This window comes from Microbacterium wangchenii (assembly GCF_004564355.1).
Taxonomy (GTDB): Bacteria; Actinomycetota; Actinomycetes; order Actinomycetales; family Microbacteriaceae; genus Microbacterium; species Microbacterium wangchenii.
Map to the genome: position 1 here is coordinate 2,809,257 of NZ_CP038266.1, position 21,802 is coordinate 2,831,058.

At 72.4% G+C, this 21,802-nt stretch carries 16 protein-coding genes, 1 tRNA gene and 1 other RNA gene; 9 read left to right on the plus strand and 9 right to left on the minus strand.

What is annotated here, in order from left to right; genetic code table 11:
- Positions 1-20: 20 nt before the first annotated feature.
- The 4 genes from E4K62_RS13600 to ffs form a co-directional block, all read right to left on the minus strand.
- Positions 21-761: an HAD family hydrolase gene (locus E4K62_RS13600; protein WP_240742699.1), complete on the minus strand. Its 741-nt coding sequence runs from the start codon at positions 759-761 to the stop codon at positions 21-23.
- 74 nt (positions 762-835) lie between these two features.
- A complete protein-coding gene (locus tag E4K62_RS13605) occupies positions 836-2,074 on the minus strand; it encodes an acetate/propionate family kinase (RefSeq protein ID WP_135068299.1) in 1,239 nt (412 codons plus the stop codon).
- Positions 2,071-4,233 carry a phosphate acetyltransferase gene (gene pta, locus E4K62_RS13610; RefSeq protein ID WP_135068301.1) on the minus strand — a complete coding sequence of 721 codons (2,163 nt, stop codon included), beginning with the start codon at positions 4,231-4,233 and terminating at the stop codon, positions 2,071-2,073. Before pta ends, E4K62_RS13605 begins: the two co-directional genes overlap by 4 nt.
- Before the next feature lie 53 nt (positions 4,234-4,286).
- Positions 4,287-4,383: signal recognition particle sRNA small type (gene ffs, locus E4K62_RS13615), an RNA gene on the minus strand.
- A 175-nt stretch (positions 4,384-4,558) separates the two neighbouring features.
- Between ffs and E4K62_RS13620 the strand changes: the two genes are divergently transcribed.
- From E4K62_RS13620 to E4K62_RS13635, 4 genes are all read left to right on the plus strand, one after another.
- Complete coding sequence (locus E4K62_RS13620) at positions 4,559-5,566, plus strand: AAA family ATPase (protein WP_135068303.1); 1,008 nt, start codon at positions 4,559-4,561, stop codon at positions 5,564-5,566.
- A gap of 7 nt (positions 5,567-5,573) precedes the next feature.
- Positions 5,574-6,818 carry a DUF58 domain-containing protein gene (locus tag E4K62_RS13625; protein ID WP_135068305.1) on the plus strand — a complete coding sequence of 415 codons (1,245 nt, stop codon included), beginning with the start codon at positions 5,574-5,576 and terminating at the stop codon, positions 6,816-6,818.
- The gene (locus E4K62_RS13630) at positions 6,808-9,153 is read left to right on the plus strand and encodes a transglutaminase TgpA family protein (protein WP_135068307.1); all 2,346 of its coding nucleotides are present in this window, start codon (positions 6,808-6,810) and stop codon (positions 9,151-9,153) included. The genes E4K62_RS13625 and E4K62_RS13630 overlap by 11 nt, the downstream gene beginning before the upstream one ends.
- Before the next feature lie 67 nt (positions 9,154-9,220).
- Positions 9,221-9,308 (plus strand) — tRNA-Ser (locus E4K62_RS13635).
- Positions 9,309-9,335: 27 nt separating this feature from the next.
- Here E4K62_RS13635 and E4K62_RS13640 read toward each other — a convergent pair.
- Genes E4K62_RS13640 through E4K62_RS13655 form a run of 4 tightly spaced genes read right to left on the minus strand, consistent with a single transcriptional unit; the run spans position 9,336 to position 14,367 of the window.
- Complete coding sequence (locus E4K62_RS13640) at positions 9,336-11,417, minus strand: heavy metal translocating P-type ATPase (protein WP_135068309.1); 2,082 nt, start codon at positions 11,415-11,417, stop codon at positions 9,336-9,338.
- 31 nt (positions 11,418-11,448) lie between these two features.
- The gene (locus E4K62_RS13645; RefSeq protein ID WP_135068311.1) at positions 11,449-13,731 is read right to left on the minus strand and encodes a heavy metal translocating P-type ATPase; all 2,283 of its coding nucleotides are present in this window, start codon (positions 13,729-13,731) and stop codon (positions 11,449-11,451) included.
- Complete coding sequence (locus tag E4K62_RS13650; protein ID WP_135068313.1) at positions 13,728-14,054, minus strand: heavy-metal-associated domain-containing protein; 327 nt, start codon at positions 14,052-14,054, stop codon at positions 13,728-13,730. The genes E4K62_RS13645 and E4K62_RS13650 overlap by 4 nt, the downstream gene beginning before the upstream one ends.
- A 31-nt stretch (positions 14,055-14,085) precedes the next feature.
- A complete protein-coding gene (locus E4K62_RS13655; RefSeq protein WP_135068315.1) occupies positions 14,086-14,367 on the minus strand; it encodes a metal-sensitive transcriptional regulator in 282 nt (93 codons plus the stop codon).
- Between the two features lie 100 nt (positions 14,368-14,467).
- On the opposite strand from E4K62_RS13655, the gene E4K62_RS13660 reads away from it, so the two are divergent.
- On the plus strand, positions 14,468-14,908 hold the full coding sequence (locus tag E4K62_RS13660; protein ID WP_135068317.1) for a universal stress protein: 441 nt from the start codon (positions 14,468-14,470) through the stop codon (positions 14,906-14,908).
- Positions 14,909-14,923: 15 nt separating this feature from the next.
- Here E4K62_RS13660 and E4K62_RS13665 read toward each other — a convergent pair whose 3' ends face one another.
- Positions 14,924-15,937, minus strand: coding sequence for a LacI family DNA-binding transcriptional regulator (locus E4K62_RS13665; RefSeq protein ID WP_135068319.1), 1,014 nt, complete (start codon positions 15,935-15,937; stop codon positions 14,924-14,926).
- Positions 15,938-16,143: 206 nt separating this feature from the next.
- Here E4K62_RS13665 and E4K62_RS13670 point away from each other — a divergent pair, with 206 nt between their 5' ends.
- Genes E4K62_RS13670 through E4K62_RS13685 form a run of 4 tightly spaced genes read left to right on the plus strand, consistent with a single transcriptional unit; the run spans position 16,144 to position 21,792 of the window.
- Positions 16,144-17,400, plus strand: coding sequence for an MFS transporter (locus E4K62_RS13670; protein WP_135068321.1), 1,257 nt, complete (start codon positions 16,144-16,146; stop codon positions 17,398-17,400).
- Positions 17,397-19,037 (plus strand): amidohydrolase, encoded by a 1,641-nt coding sequence (locus E4K62_RS13675; RefSeq protein ID WP_135068323.1) that lies wholly within the window; start codon positions 17,397-17,399, stop codon positions 19,035-19,037. The genes E4K62_RS13670 and E4K62_RS13675 overlap by 4 nt, the downstream gene beginning before the upstream one ends.
- The gene (locus E4K62_RS13680; RefSeq protein WP_135068325.1) at positions 19,034-20,068 is read left to right on the plus strand and encodes an agmatine deiminase family protein; all 1,035 of its coding nucleotides are present in this window, start codon (positions 19,034-19,036) and stop codon (positions 20,066-20,068) included. The genes E4K62_RS13675 and E4K62_RS13680 overlap by 4 nt, the downstream gene beginning before the upstream one ends.
- Positions 20,065-21,792, plus strand: coding sequence for an amidase (locus E4K62_RS13685; RefSeq protein ID WP_135068328.1), 1,728 nt, complete (start codon positions 20,065-20,067; stop codon positions 21,790-21,792). The genes E4K62_RS13680 and E4K62_RS13685 overlap by 4 nt, the downstream gene beginning before the upstream one ends.
- Positions 21,793-21,802 lie beyond the last annotated feature (10 nt).

Consider the following 21,802-nt stretch of genomic DNA (forward strand, 5'->3'; position numbering starts at 1 on the left):
GTTCGGGATGCTTCGGATGGTCAGTCTACGAAGGCCGCGAGGTCATCGACGACGACGCTGGCGCCGGCTCGCGTGAGATTCTCGCCGCCGACGCCACGATCGACCCCGATCACGACCGCGAAGCCGCCGGCCGCGGCCGACTGCACCCCGCTGAGGGCGTCTTCCACGGCGACCGAGCGCGCCGGGTCGACTCCCAGCATCCGCGCGGCCTCGAGGAACACGTCGGGGGCGGGCTTGGAACGGAGGTGATCGCGCTCGGCGACGACGCCGTCCATGACGACCGTGAACCGATCGCGGATACCTGCCGCCTCGAGCACCTCTTCGGCGTTCTTCGAACTGGACACCACGGCGATCGGCACGTGTGCGGCGAGCAGCCTGTCCACCAGGCGCACCGAGCCGGGATAGGGAGAGATCCCCTCCGAGCGCAGCACGGCGGCGAAGACCACGTTCTTGCGGTTGCCGATGCCGCAGACGGTGTCGGCGGTGGGCGGGTCTGCGGGGTCCCCCCACGGCACCTCGACGTCACGGCTGCGCAGGAGGCTGGCCACGCCGTCGTATCGCTTCTTGCCGTCGAGGTACTCGAAGTAATCGCGGTCGGTGTAGGGCGGGCGGATGTCCCACTGCGCGAACAGCTCCTCGAACATCGTCCGCCACGCGTGCATGTGCACCTCGGCGGTCGGAGTGAGCACGCCGTCCAGGTCGAACAGGACGGCGTCGTAGGCGGTGAGATCGGGCAGGCTGTCGGGGTTTCCGTCGGTCACCGCATCAGCGTAGTCAGCCGATACGGGCCCGAGGCGAGGGATTGCGCTGCGCATGGGACACCCGCACGGAACACTCAGCCGCCCGCGACCTGCAGCGTCTGCCGCGCGATCTCGAGCTCTTCGTTGGTGGGCACGACGAGCACCGTCACCGCCGAGGCGTCCGTGGAGATGACCCGCGTCCCCCGCTCGGGTGCGGTGTTGCGCGCCGGGTCGATCTCGATGCCGGCGAATCCGAACGTCGCGAGCGACTCGGAGCGCACCTCCGGGGTGTTCTCCCCCACGCCCGCGGTGAAGGAGATGACGTCGACCCCACCGAGCTGGGCGAGGTAGGCGCCCGCGTACGCACGCAGACGATGGATGTAGACGTCCCATGCACGCGTGATCCGCACGTCGCCCGCGTCCACGCCCGCGCGGATGTCGCGCATGTCGCTGACGCCGGCGAGACCCAGCAGTCCCGAGCGCTTGTTCAGCAGGTCGTCCAGATCGCTGATCGACATGTCCGCGCGCCGGGCCAGGTGCAGGAGAACGGCCGGATCCAGGTCGCCCGAGCGGGTCCCCATCACCAGGCCCTCCAGGGGCGTGAGCCCCATCGAGGTCTCCACCGACCGTCCGCCATCGATCGCGGTAGCCGACGCTCCGTTGCCGAGGTGGAAGACGATCTGCTTCAGCTCGCCGAGGGGCCGGCCGAGGAAGGCGGCGGCGGACTCGCTGACGAACTGGTGGCTCGTGCCATGGAACCCGTACCGGCGGACGCGGTGGGCCTCGGCCAGCTGCGTGTCGATCGCGTACGTGTACGCGGCGGGGGAAAGGGTCTGGTGGAACGCCGTGTCGAACACCGCCACGTGCGGCACATCGGGGAACGCCTTGCGGGCGGCGACGATCCCGGCGAGGTTCGCCGGGTTGTGCAGCGGCGCCAGGACCGACAGCTCGTCGATGTTGATCTCCACGAGCGGGGTCACCAGCGTCGGCTCGTAGAACCGCGCTCCCCCGTGCACGACGCGATGCCCCACCGCGACGGGGGCGCGCTCGGAGAGTGACGGCCCGTGCTGCGCGAAGGCCTCGAGCATGACCTGGAACCCCGCCGTGTGATCGGGGATCGCGCGGCGGATCTCGGAGGTGGCGTCGGTCACGGTGAAGGAGACGCCGTCGGAGCCTCCGGCCAGCGCGGCGGCCGTGACGGTGTGCCGGGCGAGCCCGGACTCCTGCCCGATGCGCTCCACGAGCCCTTTCGCGAGCACCTGCTCGGAGTCGCCGTCCAGCAGCTGGTACTTGATGGAGGACGATCCGGAATTGATCACGAGGACATCGCTCATGGTGTGCCTGCCTCCCCGGTGGCGCCGTCGGCCTGGGCCTGGATCGCCGTGATCGCGATGGTGTTGACGATGTCTTCCACGAGCGCACCGCGGGAGAGGTCGTTGATGGGCTTGTTCAACCCCTGCAGCACGGGCCCGATCGCCACCGCACCGGCGGAGCGCTGCACGGCCTTGTAGGTGTTGTTCCCGGTGTTCAGGTCGGGGAAGACGAACACGGTGGCCCGGCCGGCCACGTCGGATCCGGGCATCTTCGCCTTGGCCACGGCCGCGTCGGCGGCGGCGTCGTATTGGATGGGCCCCTCCACCAGCAGCTCGGGCGCCCGCTCGCGCACGAGCGCGGTGGCGGTGCGGACCTTCTCCACGTCGGCGCCGGTGCCCGATTCTCCGGTGGAGTACGACAGCATCGCCACGCGCGGCGCGATGCCGAACTGCTCGGCGGTCGCCGCCGAGGAGATCGCGATGTCGGCCAGCTGCTCGCTCGTGGGGTCGGGGATGACGGCGCAGTCGCCGTACACGAGCACCCGGTCGGCCAGAGCCATCAGGAAGACGCTGGAGACCACGGAGACCCCCGGCCGGGTCTTGATGATCTCGAAGGCCGGACGGATCGTGTGCGCCGTGGTGTGAGCGGCGCCGGAGACCATGCCGTCGGCCAGCCCGAGGTGGACCATGAGGGTGCCGAAGTACGACACGTCGGTCACGGTGTCGGCGGCGCGCTGGTAGGTCATGCCCTTGTGCGCGCGCAGGCGTTCGTACTCGCGCGCGAACCGGTCGACGTACACGGCGTCGAAGGGGCTGACCACGCGGGCTTCGCGCAGGTCGATCCCGAGCTCGGTCGCCCGGTTCCGCACCTCGATCTCCTCGCCGAGGATCGTCAGGTCGGCGATGCCGCGCGCGAGCACGGTGGCCGCCGCACGCAGCACGCGGTCGTCGCTGCCCTCGGGCAGCACGATGTGACGGCGGTGGCGGCGCGCGCGCTCCACGAGGCCGTACTCGAACATCAGCGGCGTGACGACGGTGGGCTCCGCCACGCCGAGCAGGCGCGTGAGCTCGCCGGTGTCGACGTGGCGCTCGAAGAGCGCCAGCGCGGTGTCGTAGCGGCGCTGGGAGTCGGCGGCGAGACGGCCGCGGGTGTTCATCACCCGCACGGCCGTGTCGTAGGTGCCGAGATCGGTGGCGATGATCGGCAGCGACGAGCCGAGGCCGTCGATGAGGCGATCGACCGGTTCGGGCAGCGGGAAGCCGCCGTTGAGCACGATGCCCGCCAGGGAGGGGAAGGTGCCCGACGCGTTGGCCAGGAGTGCTGCCAGGAGCACCTCGGCGCGATCGGCGGGGATCACCACGATCGAGGACTCGGTCAGCCGCGGCAGCACGTTGACCATCGACATGCCGGCCACCACGACGCCGAGCACCTCGCGCGTGAGCAGGGCGGGATCGCCCTTGATGAGCTCGCCGCCGACCGAGCGCAGGACCCCGCGCACCGACGGGGCGACGAGGAAGCGGTCTTCGGGGAGCGCCCACACCGGGACGTCGCGGCCCGGCGTGGCACGGGCGCTGTCGACGCCGAGGACGGCCCGCACGGACGCGACGATGTCGTCCAGCGCCTCGGGATCGGCGCGGTTGACGACCACGGCCAGGAGTTCGGCGCGCTCGTGGGTCAGTTCGACCAGGGCCAGTGCCGCGGCCTGGCCGACCTGCTCGGGCGTGCGGGGCGTGCTGGAGCCGAGCTGCTCGCTCTGGCCGTGCTGAGCTCGCCCGCCGACGACGAGGAGCACCGGGGCGCCGAGATTCGCCGCGATGCGCCCGTTGTAGGCGAGTTCGGCGGGACTGGACACATCCGTGTAGTCGCTGCCGATGACCACGACCGCATCGCACTGGGCCTGGACGGCCTTGTACCGTTCGACGATCCTCGCCAGCGCCGCATCCGGGTCGCCGCGCACGTCGTCGTAGGTGACCCCCACGCACTCGTCGTACTCGAGGTCGACGCCGTCGTGATCGAGCAGCATCTCCAGCACGTAGTCGCGCTCGGCCGTCGATCGTGCGATGGGGCGGAACACTCCCACGCGGGGGGTGGCGTGGCTGAGCGCGTCGAGAACTCCCAGGGCCACGCTGGATTTGCCCGAGTTTCCCTCTGCCGAGGTGATGTAGATGCTCTGCGCCACGCGTCCACCCTACGGCGGCGATCCCGCGGGCGGAGGGGCCCGGGCCGGGACAAAAATAAGACTCTCCGCGCACCCAGCAGAGCCTGGTTACCCTTGCTACGTTTCCGTCCTGGGGGAGTTGGCCTGGATGCCGTCACGCGGAGAGCCGGCTCCAGTGTAACGGTCGACTGGGCCTGCGGCCAACGCGGGCTCACCGGCGGCGCCGCCCTGCCACGCCCTCCCGCGTGCGACAAGGGCAGACTTCTCCCAGCCCCGAGGGTCGAAACCGGGGTTACGATCGGGTCACGACCGGCGACGACGCCTCCTCCCCGGACCCGAGGGATTCATGAACGAGACTGCGACGACATCGCCCGACTCCGCATCCGGGCCGCTCACCCCGGACGACTTCGGGCGGATCACCGACAGCATCGTCGCGTCGATGTCGCGCGTGATCGACGGCAAGCCCGATGCTGTCCGCTCCGCTCTCGTGGCGCTTCTCGCGGAGGGACACCTCCTGATCGAGGACGTGCCCGGCGTCGGCAAGACGATGCTGGCGCGCGCGCTGGCCGCCTCGGTGGATGCGAGCGTGCGACGCATCCAGTTCACGCCGGATCTCCTGCCCGGCGATGTCACCGGGGTCTCGGTGTTCAATCCGGTCGACCGCGAGTTCGAGTTCAAACCCGGCGCCATCTTCGCCAATGTCGTCATCGCCGACGAGATCAACCGCTCCTCCCCCAAGACGCAGTCGGCTCTGCTGGAGGCGATGGAGGAGCAGCAGGTCACCGTCGACGGCCGCACGCACCTGCTCCCCGATCCGTTCCTCGTCGTCGCGACACAGAATCCCCTGGAGATGGAGGGCACGTACGCGCTGCCCGAGGCTCAGCGCGACCGCTTCATGATGCGCATCTCCATGGGCTACCCGGATGCACGCAGCGAGGCGCTCATGCTGCGCCAGCGCGACAGCGTCAACCCGCTCGAGGCGATCCGCCCCGTGGTCACCGCCGCGCGCGTGACGCAGCTGATCGCGTGGGCGCGAGCCGTCCATGTGTCACCCGCCGTGGAGGACTACGCCGTCGCGCTGGCCCACGCCACGCGCACGCACCCCGACCTGCGCCTGGGCGCGAGCCCGCGCGCCACGCTGCAGCTGGTGCGTGCGGCGAAGGTGTGGGCGGCCCTGGACGGGCGCGCGTTCGTCATCCCCGACGACGTGACCGCGCTGCTCTCCCCCGTCTTCGCGCACCGTCTCATTCCCAGCCGCGCCGCCGCCGGCGGCCGGCCCTCGGCCGAAGTGGTCGCCTCGACGCTGGAACGGATCGCCGGGTCGGTGCGGGTGCCGCTGGCCGCGCGGATGTGAGCCGGCGATGAGACGTCTGTGGCCACTGACCGCCCGCGGCACGGGGGCCGTGGCCCTCGCCGTCCTGGCGTTCCTCATCGCCCATGAGGCCGGCATCGGCGAGCTGTTGTACTTCGGCGTGCTGCTGCTGGTCGTGGTCGCCGGGAGCGTCGTGTCGCTGTTCACGGCGCGGCGCACGGAGGCCGTCTCGCGCTCCCTCGTCCCCGACGTCGCCGCCGTCGGGCGGGAGAGCACCGTGCGCGTACGGGCCGGGATGCGCTCGGCGCTGCCGACGGCACCCGGGACGTGGGAGGACACCCTGCCCCCCGGCCTGACCGGCCGCGCCCGCGGCATCTTCCCCGCCCTGGGCTCCGGGCTCCGCGGTGGCGACGGGAGCGTCGAGCTGAGTTACACCGTGCATGGCCGGGCCCGCGGCATCCACTCCCTCGGCCCCCTCGTCGTCACGGCCACCGATCCGTTCGGCCTGGCCCGCCGGCGGTTCTCCCTCGGTGGGCGGACCCGCGTCACCATCGCCCCGGCGATCGTCGAACTGTCCACGCTGCCCACCGCGCCCGGTGAGGCGGGCGGGATGCTCCAGGCCACGACGGCGCAGCTGGGGCAGGGCGCGGACAATCTCGTCGCCCGGCCGTACGCGCCGGGCGACTCGATGCGGCGCATCCACTGGCGGGCGACCGCGCACCGCGACACGCTGATGGTGCGCCAGGAGGAGCAGGAGGCGACCCCGGAAGCCAGCGTCGTGCTCGACCGCGGCGTGCTGCGCTGGGGTTCGGACGCGATCCTCGCGCCGGGCCTGGACCCCGCGTTCGAGACCGGTGTGTCGGCGGCGGTGTCGGCGGTGATGCAGCTCGTGCGGGAGGGGTACAGCGTCGAGCTGATGGACTCCAACGGCGTGGCGCTGTCGGACCCGCTCGCCGGCGGGGAGGTCTTCGACGTCGAGGCGCTGGCCGCGCAGCTGGCCACTCTCACGACCCGTAAGGGCGATGACCTCACCCGCGTCGCGGCGCTGTTCGCCGGCGTGGTGACCGGGCCCGTCGTCGTGGTCACCGGACGCCTCTCCGCGGGCGACACCGAGGCGCTCGCCCCCCTCGCCCACCACTCCGCACTGCCCGTTCTCCTCGGAGTCGGAGCCGCCTCGGACGCCGTGGACCGGCTGCGCATGGCCGGATGGTGCGCAGCCGCCATCGCCGACGACGAGGACATCGCAGCGGCGTGGGACCAAGCCGTCGACAGGGGGCCGGCGCGTGTCCACTGAGGCGTGGGGGGCGCGAGGCGGCGCCCGCGACCGGGCGCCGTGGGCACGGCGCACCGACGTCCTGCTCGCGGCCGGAGTGCTCGCCGCGCTGGTGGGCGCCACGCTGCCGCTGCTGCGGGTGATCGACAGCGGATGGTGGCTGGCCGCTGCCCTGGGCCTGGCCGCGGCGGTGCTGGCCACCGGCGTCCTGGGCCGCGGGATGCGGCTGCCTGGAGTGGCCGTGGCCGCGCTCGAGGGGGTGGTGTGGGTCCTCCTGCTCACGGTGATGTTCGGCCGTTCCTCCGCCGTGCTGTGGATGGTCCCGACCCCTGACACCTTCGCGACCGTCCCGGTGCTGGTGTCGGCCGGCGTCGAGGAGATCGTCCTGGGCGCAGCTCCCCTGGAGCCGGGCGTGCCGCTGACGTTCGTCCTGGTGGCCGCCGTGGGCCTGGTTGCCCTCGCGATCGATCACGTGGTGTTGACCGCGCGCATGCCGCTGCTTGCCGGGGTCGCCCTCGTGGCGATCTCGCTGATCCCCTCCATCGCCGTGCCCGGCGAGATCGACCTGGTCGGGTTCGTCGTCCTCTCCGTCAGCGTGTTGTTCCTCCTTCGCATCGACACCCGCGCGCGCCATCGCGAGCCGGATGCCCCGTCTGTGCGCGGCGGAGGCGGGTACGCCGCAGGAGCCGACGAGCCGCGCCGCTCGGTCGGCGCGACGGCCACGGCACTGGCGATCGGGGCGGTCGCGGTCGTGGCGGCGGTTGTGGCCACCCCGCTCCTGCCCTCCCCTCTCGCCCGGGCCGGCTCGGGAGGCCTGGGCACCGGATCCACGATCGACCCGACTCTCGAGCTCGGCGACGACCTGCGCCAGCCCCGCGAGACGCAGGTGCTGACCGTCCGCTCCTCCGCCTCCGACGCGCCCTACCTTCGCGCGGTCACGCTCTCCGACTTCGACGGCTCGGTGTGGGAGCCCGACACCGGGCGCACGACGCCCCTGGCAGCGGACGAGGAGTCCTTTCCCGCAGTGGAGGTCGCCCCCGGCATCGAGCTGGAGGAGCAGCGCGCCACCGTGGAGATCGTGGATCTGAACTCCCCCTGGCTGCCGGTGCCGTTCCCGGCGACGACGGTGACCGGGCTCGATGGAGCGTGGGGGGCCCTCGCCCAGAACCGCACCGTCCTGGCCCGCAGCGGATCGACGCAGGGTCAGGGGTACGACGTCGAGAGCACCGTGCCCCGGCCCACGCTCGAGCAGATCAGCGGGATCGAGGCCGGCGGGCAGGTGCGCGAGGAGTCCTACCTCCTTCCCGACGATCTGCCGGCGATCATCGAACAGACCGCTCGCGAGGTGACCGCCGACGCCCAGAGCGACTTCGAGGCCCTGCAGGATCTGCAGGCGTGGTTCCGCAGTTCCGAGTTCGAGTACTCCCTCGAGGCCCCCGTGGAGGAGGGGTTCGACGGCTCCGGCGCGCTGGCCGTCGCCGACTTCCTCGCCGTGCGACAGGGCTACTGCGTCCACTTCGCCTCCGCGTTCGCGCTCATGGCGCGCACCCTCGACATGCCCTCCCGAATCGTCGTGGGCTACCTCCCTGGAGTGAGCACGAACGAATCCACCGACGGCGAGACGGTCTACGCCGTCTCCAGCAGCCAACTGCACTCATGGCCGGAGGTGCACTTCCCGGGCGTGGGCTGGGTGCCCTTCGAGCCCACGAACAGCCTCGGGTCGCCCACGAGCTTCTCCTCGGCCAGCGCAGCGGGTGCAGGGGCGCCCGCCGACGGGGCGCCGGAGGACGCGCTGCAGCCGGAGGCGGGCCCGACGGCTTCGCCGACAGCCGGCGCGCGTCCCCAGGACGACCTGCAAGCCGGGGGCGGGGGCACGACGACGACAGGCGGTGTGGGCCCGTGGCCGGGTGTGGGCACCGGGATGCTGCTGCTGGCGGTACTGGCACTGCCCGGCGTCCTGCGCGAGGCCCGTCGGCGCAGGGCCGTCCAGGCAGCGGAGGGCGGCGACGCGGGGGCGGCATGGCTCGCCCTTCAGGAACTGGCCATCGATCTGGGGATCCCGGTTCCCGGCGCGGAGTCCCCGCGCGCCTTCGGGGCGCGGCTCACGCGTGACCACGGCGCGTCCGAGAACGCCGTCGGCGTGCTCGTGGCTGCGATCGAGCGCTCCAGCTACGGTGCCGCCTCCCGTTTCGAACACGGCGGCGGCCTCGCACCCGCTCTGGCGGAAGCGCGTACCGGGCTGCTCGCGCGCGTCACCCCGTGGCGGCGCATCCTGTCGGTCGCGGTCCCGCGGTCTCTCGTGATCCGCCCGGGGTCCGCCTACGCGCACCCGCCGGAGCCGGCCACCGCCCGCTGACCTTCCCCTGCGGTTCGGGCGGCGCCGCGCTTACGGGTAGGATGGTCGGCGGCCCTCCGGGGCCTCAGGAGGATTCGCCTAGTGGCCTATGGCGCACGCTTGGAAAGCGTGTTGGGTGCAAGCCCTCGGGGGTTCGAATCCCCCATCCTCCGCCATCAGTCCCCTCGCACCGCGCCTGCCGCCTAGTGGCGCACGCGTGCGTCGTCGGCGCGCGGGGCGAGGACCGCGTCGGGGCGCAGGTCCAACCGCCGCAGCAACTGGGCGTTGAGGGCGACGACGATGGTGGACAGCGACATCAGGATGGCCCCCACCGACATCGGCAGCACGAACCCGATCGGAGCCAGGATGCCGGCGGCCAGCGGCACCGAGATGAGGTTGTAGCCGGCCGCCCACCACAGGTTCTGCGCCATCTTGCGATACGACGCGCGCGAGAGCTCGATCACCGACAGCACCGACCGCGGATCGTCGCTGGCGAGGATGACTCCCGCTGACGCGATGGCCACGTCGGTTCCCGCGCCGATCGCGATGCCGACGTCGGCCTGGGCGAGGGCGGGCGCGTCGTTGACACCATCGCCGACCATCGCGACGGTGTGACCCTCGTCCTGCAGCTGCTTCACCTTCGACGACTTGTCCTCCGGGCGCACGCCGGCGAAGAACCGCGCGATGCCGAGGTCTGCGGCCACGGATGCGGCGACCGCTTCGGCATCCCCGGTGATCATCACCACCTCGACGCCGCGGCTCTGGAGTGCGGCGACGGCCTGCCGGGACTCGGGGCGGATCTCATCCGCCAGGCGCAGCGCCCCGGCGACCCGCCCGTCGACGAGGACGTGCAGGATGATCGCACCCTCCTCACGCCACCCCTCCGCGATCGGCAGTTCGCGCGCACCGGCCTCCTCGAGCAGAGACGGGCCGCCGACCTGCACCACCCGGCCGTCCACGTCGGCCCGCACGCCCACGGCGGGCGAGGAGACGAAATCCTTCGCAGCCGGCACGGGGAGGTTCTTCGCGCGGGCCGCGGCGACGATCGCACGGGCCAAGGGGTGCTCCGAATCCGACTCTGCGGCAGCAGCCAGCGACACGAGCCGATCCTCGTCGAACTCCTCCGCCGGAGACACCGCCGTCACGGCGGGGGCGCCCATGGTGAGGGTGCCGGTCTTGTCGAACACAACGGTGTCCACGGTGCGCATCGCCTCCAGTGCGAGGCGGTCTTTCACGAGCACGCCCGCCCGCGCGGCTCGCTCGGTCGCGATGGACACCACCAGCGGGATCGCCAGGCCCAGCGCGTGCGGACACGCGATGACCAGAACCGTGATCGTGCGCACGACGGCCTGATCGGGCAGGCCGATGACCGTCCACACCGTGGCGGTGATCGCGGCGGCGACGAGGGCGAACCAGAAGAGCCATCCCGCAGCCCGATCAGCCAGGCGCTGCGCTCGGGAGGAGGAGTTCTGCGCCTCGGTGACCAGCCGCCGGATACCCGCCAGCGCGGTGTCCTCGCCGATCGCGGTCACGCGGATGCGCAGGCCCGAGTCGGTGGCCACCGTGCCGGCGACGACCGGGTCGCCGTCTCGACGGAGCACGGGCCGGGACTCGCCGGTGATCATCGACTCGTCCATGCTCGCCGATCCCTGCACGACCCGGCCGTCGGCGGGAACACGCCCGCCGGGGCGGACGACGACCACGTCGCCGACGTGCAGCTCGGACGGGGAGACGGGAACGATCGTGTCGCCGTCGACCCGGTGCGCCTCGTCGGGAAGCAGCGCGGCGAGGGAATCCAGGGCGGACGTCGCCTCTGCCAGGGACCGCATCTCGATCCAGTGCCCGAGGAGCATGATGACGATCAGCAGCGCCAGCTCCCACCAGAAGTCCAGCTCGTGGTGCAGCACCCCCAGGCTCGCGCCCCAGGATGCGACGAACGCGACGGTGATGGCCAGGCCGATCAGGAGCATCATGCCGGGCGTGCGGGCGCGCAGTTCACTGACGGCGCCGGTGAGGAAGGGTGCCCCGCCCCACGCGTACATGACGGTACCGAGCACCGGCGAGATCCAGTCCGCCCATGGCGCGTCCGGCAGCGGGTACCCCAGCAGCATCGAGAACATGCCCGAGAACGCCACGACCGGCACGGCGAAGACCAGCATGATCCAGAACAGCCGGCGGAAGCGCGCGACGTGGCCGGCGTGGCCGGCGTGGCCGGCGTGGTCTTCGTGGGCTTCGTGGCCGGCGTGGTCGGCGTGGTCGACGTGGTGGTGGTCGTGCTGGCTCATGCGAGCTCCCTCCACAGCTGGGAAAGGCGGATCAGACCCCGGCAGGCATGCGGGATCGGTCCGCGGCGCCCGCGGATGCGCCGGCCGGCAGGGGCCGGAATCCGCGCAGCCGCAGGCTGTTGGTCACCACGAACACGGAGGACAGCGCCATCGCGGCCGCGGCGACGAGCGGATTGAGCAGCCCGGCCATCGCCACCGGGATCGCCGCGACGTTGTACGCGAACGCCCAGAACAGGTTGCCCTTGATGGTGCCCAGGGTGCGGCGGGCCAGCCGGATCGCGTCGGCCACGACGAGCAGGTCGCCGGAGACCACGGTGATGTCGCTCGCGGCGATGGCCGCGTCCGTGCCCCCGCCCATCGCGAGCCCCAGGTCGGCGGCGGCGAGCGCGGCGGCGTCGTTGACGCCGTCGCCGACCATCGCCACGACGTGTCCGTCCTCCTGCAGGCGCCGGACGACCTCGAGCTTGCCGGCCGGGGTGACCGCGGCGTGCACCTGGTCGATGCCCACTCGTGCCGCGATCTCGCGGGCGGCGCCCTCGTTGTCACCGGTGAGGAGCACGGGGGTCATCCCCAGCGCGCGGAATCGGGCGACCGCCTCGGCACTGGTGGGCTTGACCGTGTCGGCCACGGCGATGATCCCCAGGTGCCGGCCGTCGCGGCCGACGGCGACGACCGTCGCGCCCCCGGCGGCCAGGGTGTCCGCCTCCTGCTGCAGCGCGTCAGCGGGACGGATGCCCCACTGGTCCTGCAGCCACGACGGGCGTCCGGCGACGACCAGGGATCCTGCGACGATGCCCTGCACGCCGAAGCCGGCGTGCGAGTCGAAGGTCTCGGCGGGAGAGACGGTGCCGGTCTCGGCGACGGCCTCGTTCACGATGGCGCGGGCGACCGGATGCTCCGAACCCGACTCCACCGCGGCGGCCGCGGCGAGCAGGTCGCTGCGGGCGACTCCGGGTGCGGGGTGCACGGCGGTGACGGTCATGGTGCCGGTGGTGACGGTGCCGGTCTTGTCCAGCACGATCGTGTCGACCTTGCGGGTCTGCTCCAGCACCTGCGGACCGCGGATGAGGACGCCCAGCTGCGAGCCCCGCCCCGTGCCGACGAGCAGCGCTGTGGGGGTTGCCAGACCCAGAGCGCAGGGGCACGCGATGATGAGCGTCGCCACCGCCGCGGTGAAGGCGACCTCCATCGACGCGCCGGCGATCAACCAGCCCGCGAAGGCGGCGATCGCCAGGACGATCACGACCGGCACGAAGACGGCGGAGACGCGGTCAGCGAGGCGCTGGACCTCGGCCTTGCCGGTCTGCGCTTCCTCCATGAGGCGCCGCATCCGCGCCAGTTCGGTGTCGGCACCCACGCGCGTGATCTCCACCGTCAGGCGTCCGCCGACGTTGACGGTGCCGCCGACCACGCGCGATCCGACCGCCACCTCGACGGGCGTGGACTCGCCCGTGAGCATGCCGGCGTCGATCGCGGAGGAGCCGTCGACCACGAGTCCGTCGGAGGGGATCTTCTCCCCCGGACGCACGAGCACGACATCTCCCACGACGAGCTGCGCGACCGGCACCCGCTGTTCCGCGCCGCCGACGATCTTCACGGCGTCTTTCGCGCCCAGTTCCAGGAGTGCCCGCAGGGCCTCCGCGGACGACGTGCGGGCGCGGGCCTCGGCGTACCTGCCCGCCAGGATGAACACCGTCACCAGGGCCGCGACCTCGAGGTACAGCTCGTCGCCGCCGCCGGTCGGGGTTCCGAGCAGGCGGAAGGTCATCGTCATGCCCGGCATCCCGGCACCGCCGAAGAACAGGGCGTACAGCGACCATCCGAACGCGGCGATGACCCCCACGCTGATGAGGGTGTCCATCGTGGCGGCGCCATGGCGGGCATTGATCGCCGCGGCTCGGTGGAAGGGCCACGCACCCCACACCGCCACCGGGGCGGTCAGGGTCAGGGCCAGCCACTGCCAGTTGGTGAACTGCAGAGCGGGGAGCATCGACAGGAGCGCGACGGGCACCGCCAGGGCCGTGCTGATCAGCAAGCGCTGGCGCAGCGACACCAGTCGCGCGTCCGCAGGATCCGCGATCTCGACGTCGTCCGCGGGAGGCGGCGCGGGAAGTGCGGCGTGGTAGCCGGCGGATTCGACCGCGGCGATGAGCGCGGCGGGGTCGACGTCGTCCCCGCGCACGCGGGCCTTCTCCGTGGCGTAGTTGACCGTCGCCTCCACGCCCGGCAGTTTGTTGAGCTTGCGCTCGATCCGCGTCGCGCACGACGCGCAGGTCATCCCCGTGATGTCGAGCTCGACATCGACGGCGCTCATGACGGGCTGCCGGCCAGGGTGTAGCCGGCCTCCTGGACCGCTGCCTCCACGACGGCGGCGTCGATCGGAGCGGCACTGCGGATCGACACGCGCGAGGCCCCACCGGCGTTCAGGTCCACCGACACGCCCTCGACGCCGTCGATCGCGGTCAGCTCCTCCGTGACGCTGAGAACGCAGTGCGAGCACGTCATGCCGGACACCAGCACCTCCGAGGTCACCGCGGACGCCGAGGCGTCGGCACCGGCGGGCGTTTCAGCACTCGAGCAGCATGCACAGCCGGACGAGTCCTTCAGGCCCAGATCGTCGCGGTTTCCGATGTTCATGACTTCTCTCCTCGTGGAATGGTGGGGTGGATCAGGAGCGGACCAGGCGGGCGATGGCCTCGTTGGCCTCGCGGATCTTCTCCTGGGCCACCGGGCCGCCCTCGGCACTCGCCTCGGCGACGCAGTGGGTGAGGTGATCGCCCAGCAGCGAGAGCGCGACGCCCTCCAGCGCCTTCGTGGCGGCGGAGACCTGAGTGAGGATGTCGATGCAGTACTTCTCCTCCTCGACCATCCGCGCGATGCCGCGCACCTGCCCCTCCGCGCGGCGCAGCCGCTTGAGGAGCACGTCCTTGTCCGCCACGTAGCCGTTCATACTCATACCATACCCCCCTACCGTATCTTGCACAAGCGCGACGGCGATGCCCGTGACCTAAGTCCCTTGCCATTCCGAGGGCCGGTGCCATGGTGGCTTCATGGACGCAGCGGAGTCAGGACAGCGCATCATCGTCGGCGTCGACGGGTCGGAGTCGTCGGTCGACGCGCTCCGGCACGCGGCGCGATTGGCCTCCGCGCTGGCCGTGCCGCTGGAGGCGGTCGTCGTGTGGTCCTATCCCCCATTGGCCACCACCGGGGCGATGCAGACGTGGTCGCCCGAACAGGAGGCGCACACGACCCTGGATGCCGCGATCACGTCGGCCTTCGGCGACGATCCGCCTCCCCTGGGCCGGCGGGTGATCGCCGGTCCCACCGCGCCCACCCTCATCCGCGAGAGCTCCGGCGCCGGCATGCTGGTGCTCGGCAGCCGGGGCCACGGCGGTTTCGTCGGACTCCTGCTCGGCTCGGTCAGCACGGCGTGCGCACAGTACGCGGCGTGCCCCGTGCTGATCGTCCATTCGCCGCGGCAGGCCGCCTGACCGAGGGCGCCCCGATCAGGGCGGGGCGCTGCGCGTCGAGCTCTCCCGGACGACGAGGCTCGGGACGGTCATCCGGATCACCGGATCGTCACCGCCGGCCGGCACCCCACCGGCCAGCGCCGCCACGAGCAGTCGCAGGCACTCCCCGCCGAAGTCGCGCGCGTTCAGGTCGAAGGCCGTGACAGTCGGCGAGAGCAGAGTATGGACGGGCTCGTCCACATAGGCCGCCAGCAGCAGGTCACCGCCGACGACGCGCCCGGCACGCACCGCGGCGGACAGCGCCGGCGCCGCCGATCCGCTGGGCACCACCACGAGGGCGTCGACGGCGGGATCGGACAGCACCGCATGCGCGGCCGCCTCCACCTCGGGCACGGTCGGCACGAAGCCGATGTGCACCGCCACCGGAGACCGGCCCCGCGCGGCCGACCACGCCGCGTACGCGCCGGCGACCTGACGGCCCCACGCCGTCGTCTCCGGAGGCAGCAGCACGGCGATGCGGGCCGCCCCCTGAGCGGCCAGATGATCCAGCAGCCGGTGCATCGCCGCGTCGTGATCGGACACGACGCTGGCTGAGACGGCCCGCGCGGCCGACTCGACGTGCTCGCCGCTGACGACGGGGCGACCGTCCTTCAGCATGCCTCGCACCCCCGGGTCGGAGGCGGACGCATCCACCACGATGAACCCGTCCACGAAGGCGATCGGAGGCTGCCCCGAACCCGCGTGCGGGAGCAGGATGACCGACAGCCCCTGCTCCTCCGCGGCGTCCACGACGCCGAAGGCGAACTCGGTGTAGTACGTCGCCCGACTGGCCCCTACGGGCAGATAGAGACCGATCGCCCCGTACCGGGAGGTGCGCAGACTGCGGGCGGGCAGATTCACCTCGTAGTTGAGCTCCCGCGCGACGCCGAGCACGCGCGCCCGGGTTCCCGGCGACACCCCCGCCTTGCCCCGCAGGGCGAACGATGCCGCCGCGGTGGACACCCCGGCCGCGGCAGCCACGTCGCGGAGAGTCGCCTTGTGCGCTGCCATGAGCGTCGACAGTACCCGACATGAATCCGGATCCGCCTCTTGCGGGCACCCCTACTTAATCGTTTAACATGACCGAAACGTCAGTGTCGACACGTGGGAAACATCCACTTCATACGCTCGCCGCATCCGGAGCGAACCCGCCGCGGGCCCGGAGCACACCAGCCGCATCGTCGCGAGACCTCGCGACCGTCCCGAAAGGCCCTGCCTTGTCTTCCACCTCCGATCTCGCACGCGCGGGGCAGCACACCGCGCGCCTCCCCCTGCGCGTGCCCACCGCCACGGCGACCTTCGCCATCGCGATCGCCGGGTACCTCGGCGTCAACCTCTCGCCGTACATGATCACGGCGGTGCAGACCGGCCTCGGGCTGGACGTCCTGGCCGCCAGTTGGCTCGTGACCGCCACGCTGCTGCTGACCGCCATCACCGGCCTCGCGGTCGCTCCCCTGTGCGCCGGCGGGCGCCGGCGCATGGTGGCGCGCATCGGACTGGGGATCGCCCTCGCCGGTTTCGTGCTGGCCGCCCTCGTCCCCGCCCTCATCCTCCCGGGGCTGCTGCTGGGCGGCGCGGGAGCCGGCGGAGCCGTGGCCGCCTCGGGCGCCGCCCTCGCCGCCTTCCGCAACCCCGACCGGGTGGCCGGTCTGAACGGCCTGTCCAATCGCGGCGTGATCACGATCGTGCTGGCCGTCGTCCCCGTCATCGGGCTGGCCCCCCTGCAGGTGTTCGGTGCGCTGGGGCTGTTCAGTCTCATCGGCCTGCTGCTGACCGGGTGGCTGCCCGACGCCCCCGCGCCCGACGCGCACGCCGGCGCTGCCGTGGCCGAGGCGATGCCGATCGTCGTGCCCGCCACCGGCACGACGCGCACCGCAGCGGTCCCCTCCCGCACCGTGACGATCGCCGGATTCTCCCTCCTCGTCGTCTTCGCCCTGTGGGCCGTGAGCGAGGACTCGCTGTGGGCGATGGCCGGAGTGCTCGGCGCGGATCTCACCGGACTCACCGCGGAAGGGCTCGGCATCGCCCTCAGCGCATCGACCGCGGGAGGCCTGCTCGGGTCGCTCGCGCTCATCCTGGTGGGCGACCGCCTGGGGCGGGCCGTGCCGCTGGTCGTCCTCCTGATCGTGGGCGGCATCCTGAAGATCACCCAGGGGTTCGTCTCCGACCCGACCGTCTTCATCGTGCTGTTCGTGGCGTGGAACACGATCTACGCGATCGCGTTCATGTACTTCGTCGCGACCTCCGCCGGCCTCGACGCCCACGGCCGGTGGTCGGGGCCCCTCCTGGCGGTCTATCTCGTGGGGTCGGCGCTGACCCCCGTGATCGGTGCGGCGATCGTGGCCGCCCTCGGGTACCAGGGCTTCGCCATCACCCTGGGTGTGACGAGCTTCGTCCTGGCGGTACCCGCCGGCGTCATCGCGGTTCTCTCGCGCCGCCTGGAGCGCGCCGCCGCCGCGGAGGCCGCGGCATGAGCGCCACCATCTACCGCAACGGGCGCGTCTTCACCGCCGATCCCGACCCCACCCGCGCGTGGGCGGACGCCTTCGCGGTGGACGGGTCGGAGATCGTGGCCGTCGGCGACGACACCCATGTGCGCGAAGCCGTGCCCGATCCGGCCGCGGTGGTCGACCTGGCGGGGCGCCTGGTGCTCCCCGGCTTCACCGACGCCCACACGCACGTCCTCATGATGGGCGCGGCCCTCGGCCAAGTGGCCCTCACCGCCGCCGCCGGCATCGATGACATCCAGCGGCTGCTCGCCGCCGCGCGCCGGGACGCGCCGGAGACGACCGTGCTGCGGGGCCGAGGCTGGCTCTTCGACGCCGTGCCCGGCGGAAGGCCCACGCGCCACATGATCGACGCCGTCGTGCCCGATGTGCCGGTGTACCTCGATGCGAACGACTACCACTCGTGCTGGGTGAACACCGCGGCACTGGCCGAGCTGGGCATCACGCGCGAGACCCCCGACCCCCTCGGCGGCTCCATCGGCCGCGACGAGGACGGGGAGCCCGACGGGATGCTGTACGAGACGGCGGCGCAGCAGTACGCGTGGGCGCACCGGGACGCCACCACGACCGACGGCGAGCGCGATGCCGCCGTGGACCGCGTCATCGGGGCGTATCTGGCGGCCGGGGTGACCGGCGTGGTCGACATGGCGTTCGACGAACTGGGCCTGGCCGCCTTCGAACGCGCGCAGGCGCGGTACGGCGGAGAGCTGCCGATCCGCGTGGCGGCGCACTGGTTCGTCGCCAACACCGGTGACGAAGCAGCCAACATCGGCCAGCTCGCGCGGGCCGCCGAGCTCGCCTCGGCCCCGTCGACGCCGTGGCTGCGCGTCGTGGGAATCAAGCTCGTGCTCGACGGCGTCATCGACGCGTGCACCGCCGCGATGGGCAGCCCCTACGCCGACGGATCCGACGCGGAGCCGATCTGGAGCCTCGAGCAGCTCGCGCCGGTGGTGACCGCCGCGGACGCGAGGGGACTGCAGATCGCGATGCATGCGATCGGCGACCGCGCGAGCGACATCGCGCTGGACGCCATCGAGCACGCCGTGCGCGCCAACGGCGATCGTCCGCGCCGTCACCGCATCGAGCACCTCGAATACGCCGCTCCGGGTACGGCCGAGCGGATGGCGCGCCTCGGGGTCACCGCATCCATGCAGCCCGTGCATGCCGACCCGGCCATCTTCGCCAACTGGGCGGAGATGCTCGGCGACGAGCGGGTGGAGCGCGCCTTCTCGTGGCCGGAGTACGAAGACGCCGGTGCGCTGCTGGCCTTCTCCACCGATGCCCCCACCGCTCCGTACGACCCGCTCGCCAATATGTATGTGGCATCCACGCGCGCCTCGGCGCTGGATCCCTCGGTGCCGGCCGTGCATCCGCAGTACGCCGTGCCCCTGGACCGTGCGATCGGCCACGCCACCCGCGACGCGGCGGCGTCGGTGGGTGACGGCGCGTGGCGGGGACGCATCGCGCCGGGGTTCGCCGCCGACCTCGTGATCCTGGACTCCGACCCGTTCGCCGCAGGAGCCGACGCGCTCCTGACCGCGCGCGTGGTCGAGACGATCGTGGCCGGCCGATCACGCTGGTCCGCGGTGGAGAGGCAGCGATGAGCTGGCGCATGCCGTCGGAGACGGCGGTGCACGAGCGCACGTGGATGTCGTTCCCCCGTGAGGGGCTCACGCTGGGGGCCGCCGACGGCGAGCGCGAAGCGGGCTACGCCGCGTGGACGGCGGTGGCCCACGCTGTGGCGGAGTTCGAACCGGTCGCCATGGTCGTCGACCCCTCCGAAACGCCGCGGGCCCGCCGCATGCTGTCCGCCGACGTCGAGATCATCGAGGCGCCCGTGGACGAGTACTGGATGCGCGACGCCGGTCCCACCTTCGTCGTCGACGACGACCGCCCCGGCGTGCTGGGCGCGGTGGACTGGACCTTCAACGGCTGGGGCGACCACGGCTGGGCGCAGTGGTCCCTCTCGGCCGAGCACGGCCGCCTCGTCGCCGGCGTCGCCGGGGCCGAGATCGTCAGCTCGCTCCTGGTGAACGAGGGCGGCGGGTTCCACGTCGACGGTGCCGGCACGGTCCTCCTCACCGAGACCGTGCAGCTGGATCCGCGCCGCAACCCTTACGCCGACAAGGCGCGCGTGGAGGCCGAGATGCTCCGCACGATCGGCGCCACCCACGCGGTGTGGCTCCCCCGCGGGCTGACCCGCGACTACGGCGAGTTCGGCACCAGCGGCCACGTCGACATCGTGGCCACGATCCCCTCGCCCGGGACGCTGCTCCTGCACGACCAGCGCGACCGGCAGCATCCCGACTCCGCCGTGTCCCGCGAACTCCGCGCCCACCTCGCGGGCCAGAGGGATGCCGCGGGCCGGGCGTTCACGATCGTCGATCTCCCCGCCCCCGCCACGGTGCGTGACGGCGAGGGGTACGTGGACTGGAGCTACGTCAACCACCTCGTCGTCAACGGCGGTGTCATCGCGTGCGGCTTCGGCGAGGAAGTCGCCGACGCGCGGGCGCGCGACATCCTCACCGACGTGTACCCGGGCCGGCGCGTGGTCACCGTCGACGCGCGCGAGCTGTTCGCGCGCGGCGGGGGCATCCACTGCATCACGCAGCAGCAGCCGGCGGTGCCCGCATGATCGAGGTGCACGAAGCATCCATCGCCGACCTGCAGCGCGCTCTGGCAGAGGGCACCGCGACTGCGGTCGACCTCGTCGCCGCGTACCGCGACCGCATCGACGCCTACGACGGCCCAGGAACGCACACCGCGCTCAACGCCGTCGTCGTGCGCAACCCGGATGCCGAGGCCGAAGCCGCCGCCTCCGACGCCCGTCGCGCGGTCGGGCGCACGCTCGGTCCGCTGGACGGCATCCCCTACACGGCGAAGGACAGCTTCCTCGTCCGCGGGCTCACCGCCGCGGCGGGAAGCCCCGCGTTCGCCGACCTCGTCGCCCAGCGCGACGCGTTCACGATTGAGCGCCTGCGCGCGGGCGGGGCGATCTGCCTCGGGCTGACGAACATGCCGCCGATGGCCAACGGGGGCATGCAGCGGGGGCTCTACGGGCGCGCGGAGAGCCCGTACAACGCCGCCTTCCTCACCTCGGCGTTCGCCTCCGGCTCCTCCAACGGGTCGGGCACCGCCACGGCGGCGAGCTTCGCGGCGTTCGGACTCGGCGAGGAGACGTGGTCCAGCGGCCGCGCGCCCGCCTCGTGCAACGCCCTGTGCGCCTACACGCCCTCGCGCGGGATCATCTCGGTGCGCGGCAACTGGCCGCTCGTCCCGACGATGGACGTCGTCGTCCCGCACACCCGTTCCATGGCTGACCTCCTCGCGGTGCTGGATGTCATCGTCGCCGACGACCCCGAGACGCGCGGGGACTTCTGGCGCGCGCAGCCGTGGGTGCCGATCCCCCCGGCTTCCGCGCTGCGGCCGGCCTCCTATCCCGCACTGGCGCCCACGGATGCGGCGGCCGCACGCGCGCGTCTCACCGGCAGGCGCTTCGGTGTTCCCCGCCTCTACATCAACGCCGACGAGGCGGCCGGGACCGGGCCCACCCTGGGCATCGGCGGGCCGACGGGCCACCGCATCCGCACGCGCGATTCGGTGATCCGCCTGTGGGAGCGGGCACGCGCGGATCTCGAAGCGGCCGGCGCCACGGTGGTGGAGGTGGATTTCCCCCTCGTGTCGAACTACGAGGGCGACCGGCCGGGGGCGACCACCCTGCACTCGCGAGGCCTGGTTTCGCGGGAGTTCCTCGCGCGCGAGATCCTCGACCTGTCGGCATGGGCGTGGGACGATTTCCTCCGCGCCAACGGCGACCCCGCCTTCCCGTCGCTGGCAGGGGTGGACGGCGCGCTCATCTTCCCCCACCCGGAGGGGGCGCTCACCGACCACTACTCGGGCTTCGACGACGACATCTCCGCGTACCCCCGGCACGTGCGCGACCACCCCATGGCCTCGTTCACCGACATCCCGCACCTCGCCGACGGCGTGCGGGGGCTCGAGGAGACGCGCCGCATCGACCTCGAGGAGTGGATGGACCGCAACGGGCTGGATGCCGTGGTCTTCCCGGCGATGGCCGACATCGGCCCGGCCGACGCCGACGTGAACCCCGCCTCCGCCGACGCCGCATGGGCCAACGGCGTGTGGGTGGCCAACGGCAACCTCGCGATCCGGCACTGCGGCGTGCCGACGGTCACCGTGCCGATGGGGACCCTCCCCGACATCGGCATGCCGGTCGGGCTCACCTTCGCCGGTCGCGCCTACGACGACGCCGCGCTGCTGGCCGTCGCCGCGGCGTTCGAGGCGACCGGCGCGCGGCGCACTCCCCCGCCCCGCACCCCGCCGCTCATACCATCCTGAGGGAGAATGG

Excerpts from the sequence above, each read along its gene's own strand:
- E4K62_RS13605 (WP_135068299.1), bottom strand. The coding sequence starts at position 2,074 with ATGAGCGATGTCCTCGTGATCAATTCCGGATCGTCCTCCATCAAGTAC.
- E4K62_RS13655 (WP_135068315.1), bottom strand. The coding sequence starts at position 14,367 with ATGAACGGCTACGTGGCGGACAAGGACGTGCTCCTCAAGCGGCTGCGC.
- E4K62_RS13640 (WP_135068309.1), bottom strand. The coding sequence starts at position 11,417 with ATGAGCCAGCACGACCACCACCACGTCGACCACGCCGACCACGCCGGC.
- E4K62_RS13660 (WP_135068317.1), top strand. The coding sequence starts at position 14,468 with ATGGACGCAGCGGAGTCAGGACAGCGCATCATCGTCGGCGTCGACGGG.
- E4K62_RS13680 (WP_135068325.1), top strand. The coding sequence starts at position 19,034 with ATGAGCTGGCGCATGCCGTCGGAGACGGCGGTGCACGAGCGCACGTGG.
- E4K62_RS13675 (WP_135068323.1), top strand. The coding sequence starts at position 17,397 with ATGAGCGCCACCATCTACCGCAACGGGCGCGTCTTCACCGCCGATCCC.
- E4K62_RS13625 (WP_135068305.1), top strand. The coding sequence starts at position 5,574 with ATGAGACGTCTGTGGCCACTGACCGCCCGCGGCACGGGGGCCGTGGCC.
- E4K62_RS13645 (WP_135068311.1), bottom strand. The coding sequence starts at position 13,731 with ATGAGCGCCGTCGATGTCGAGCTCGACATCACGGGGATGACCTGCGCG.
- E4K62_RS13650 (WP_135068313.1), bottom strand. The coding sequence starts at position 14,054 with ATGAACATCGGAAACCGCGACGATCTGGGCCTGAAGGACTCGTCCGGC.
- E4K62_RS13665 (WP_135068319.1), bottom strand. The coding sequence starts at position 15,937 with ATGGCAGCGCACAAGGCGACTCTCCGCGACGTGGCTGCCGCGGCCGGG.
- E4K62_RS13685 (WP_135068328.1), top strand. The coding sequence starts at position 20,065 with ATGATCGAGGTGCACGAAGCATCCATCGCCGACCTGCAGCGCGCTCTG.
- E4K62_RS13620 (WP_135068303.1), top strand. The coding sequence starts at position 4,559 with ATGAACGAGACTGCGACGACATCGCCCGACTCCGCATCCGGGCCGCTC.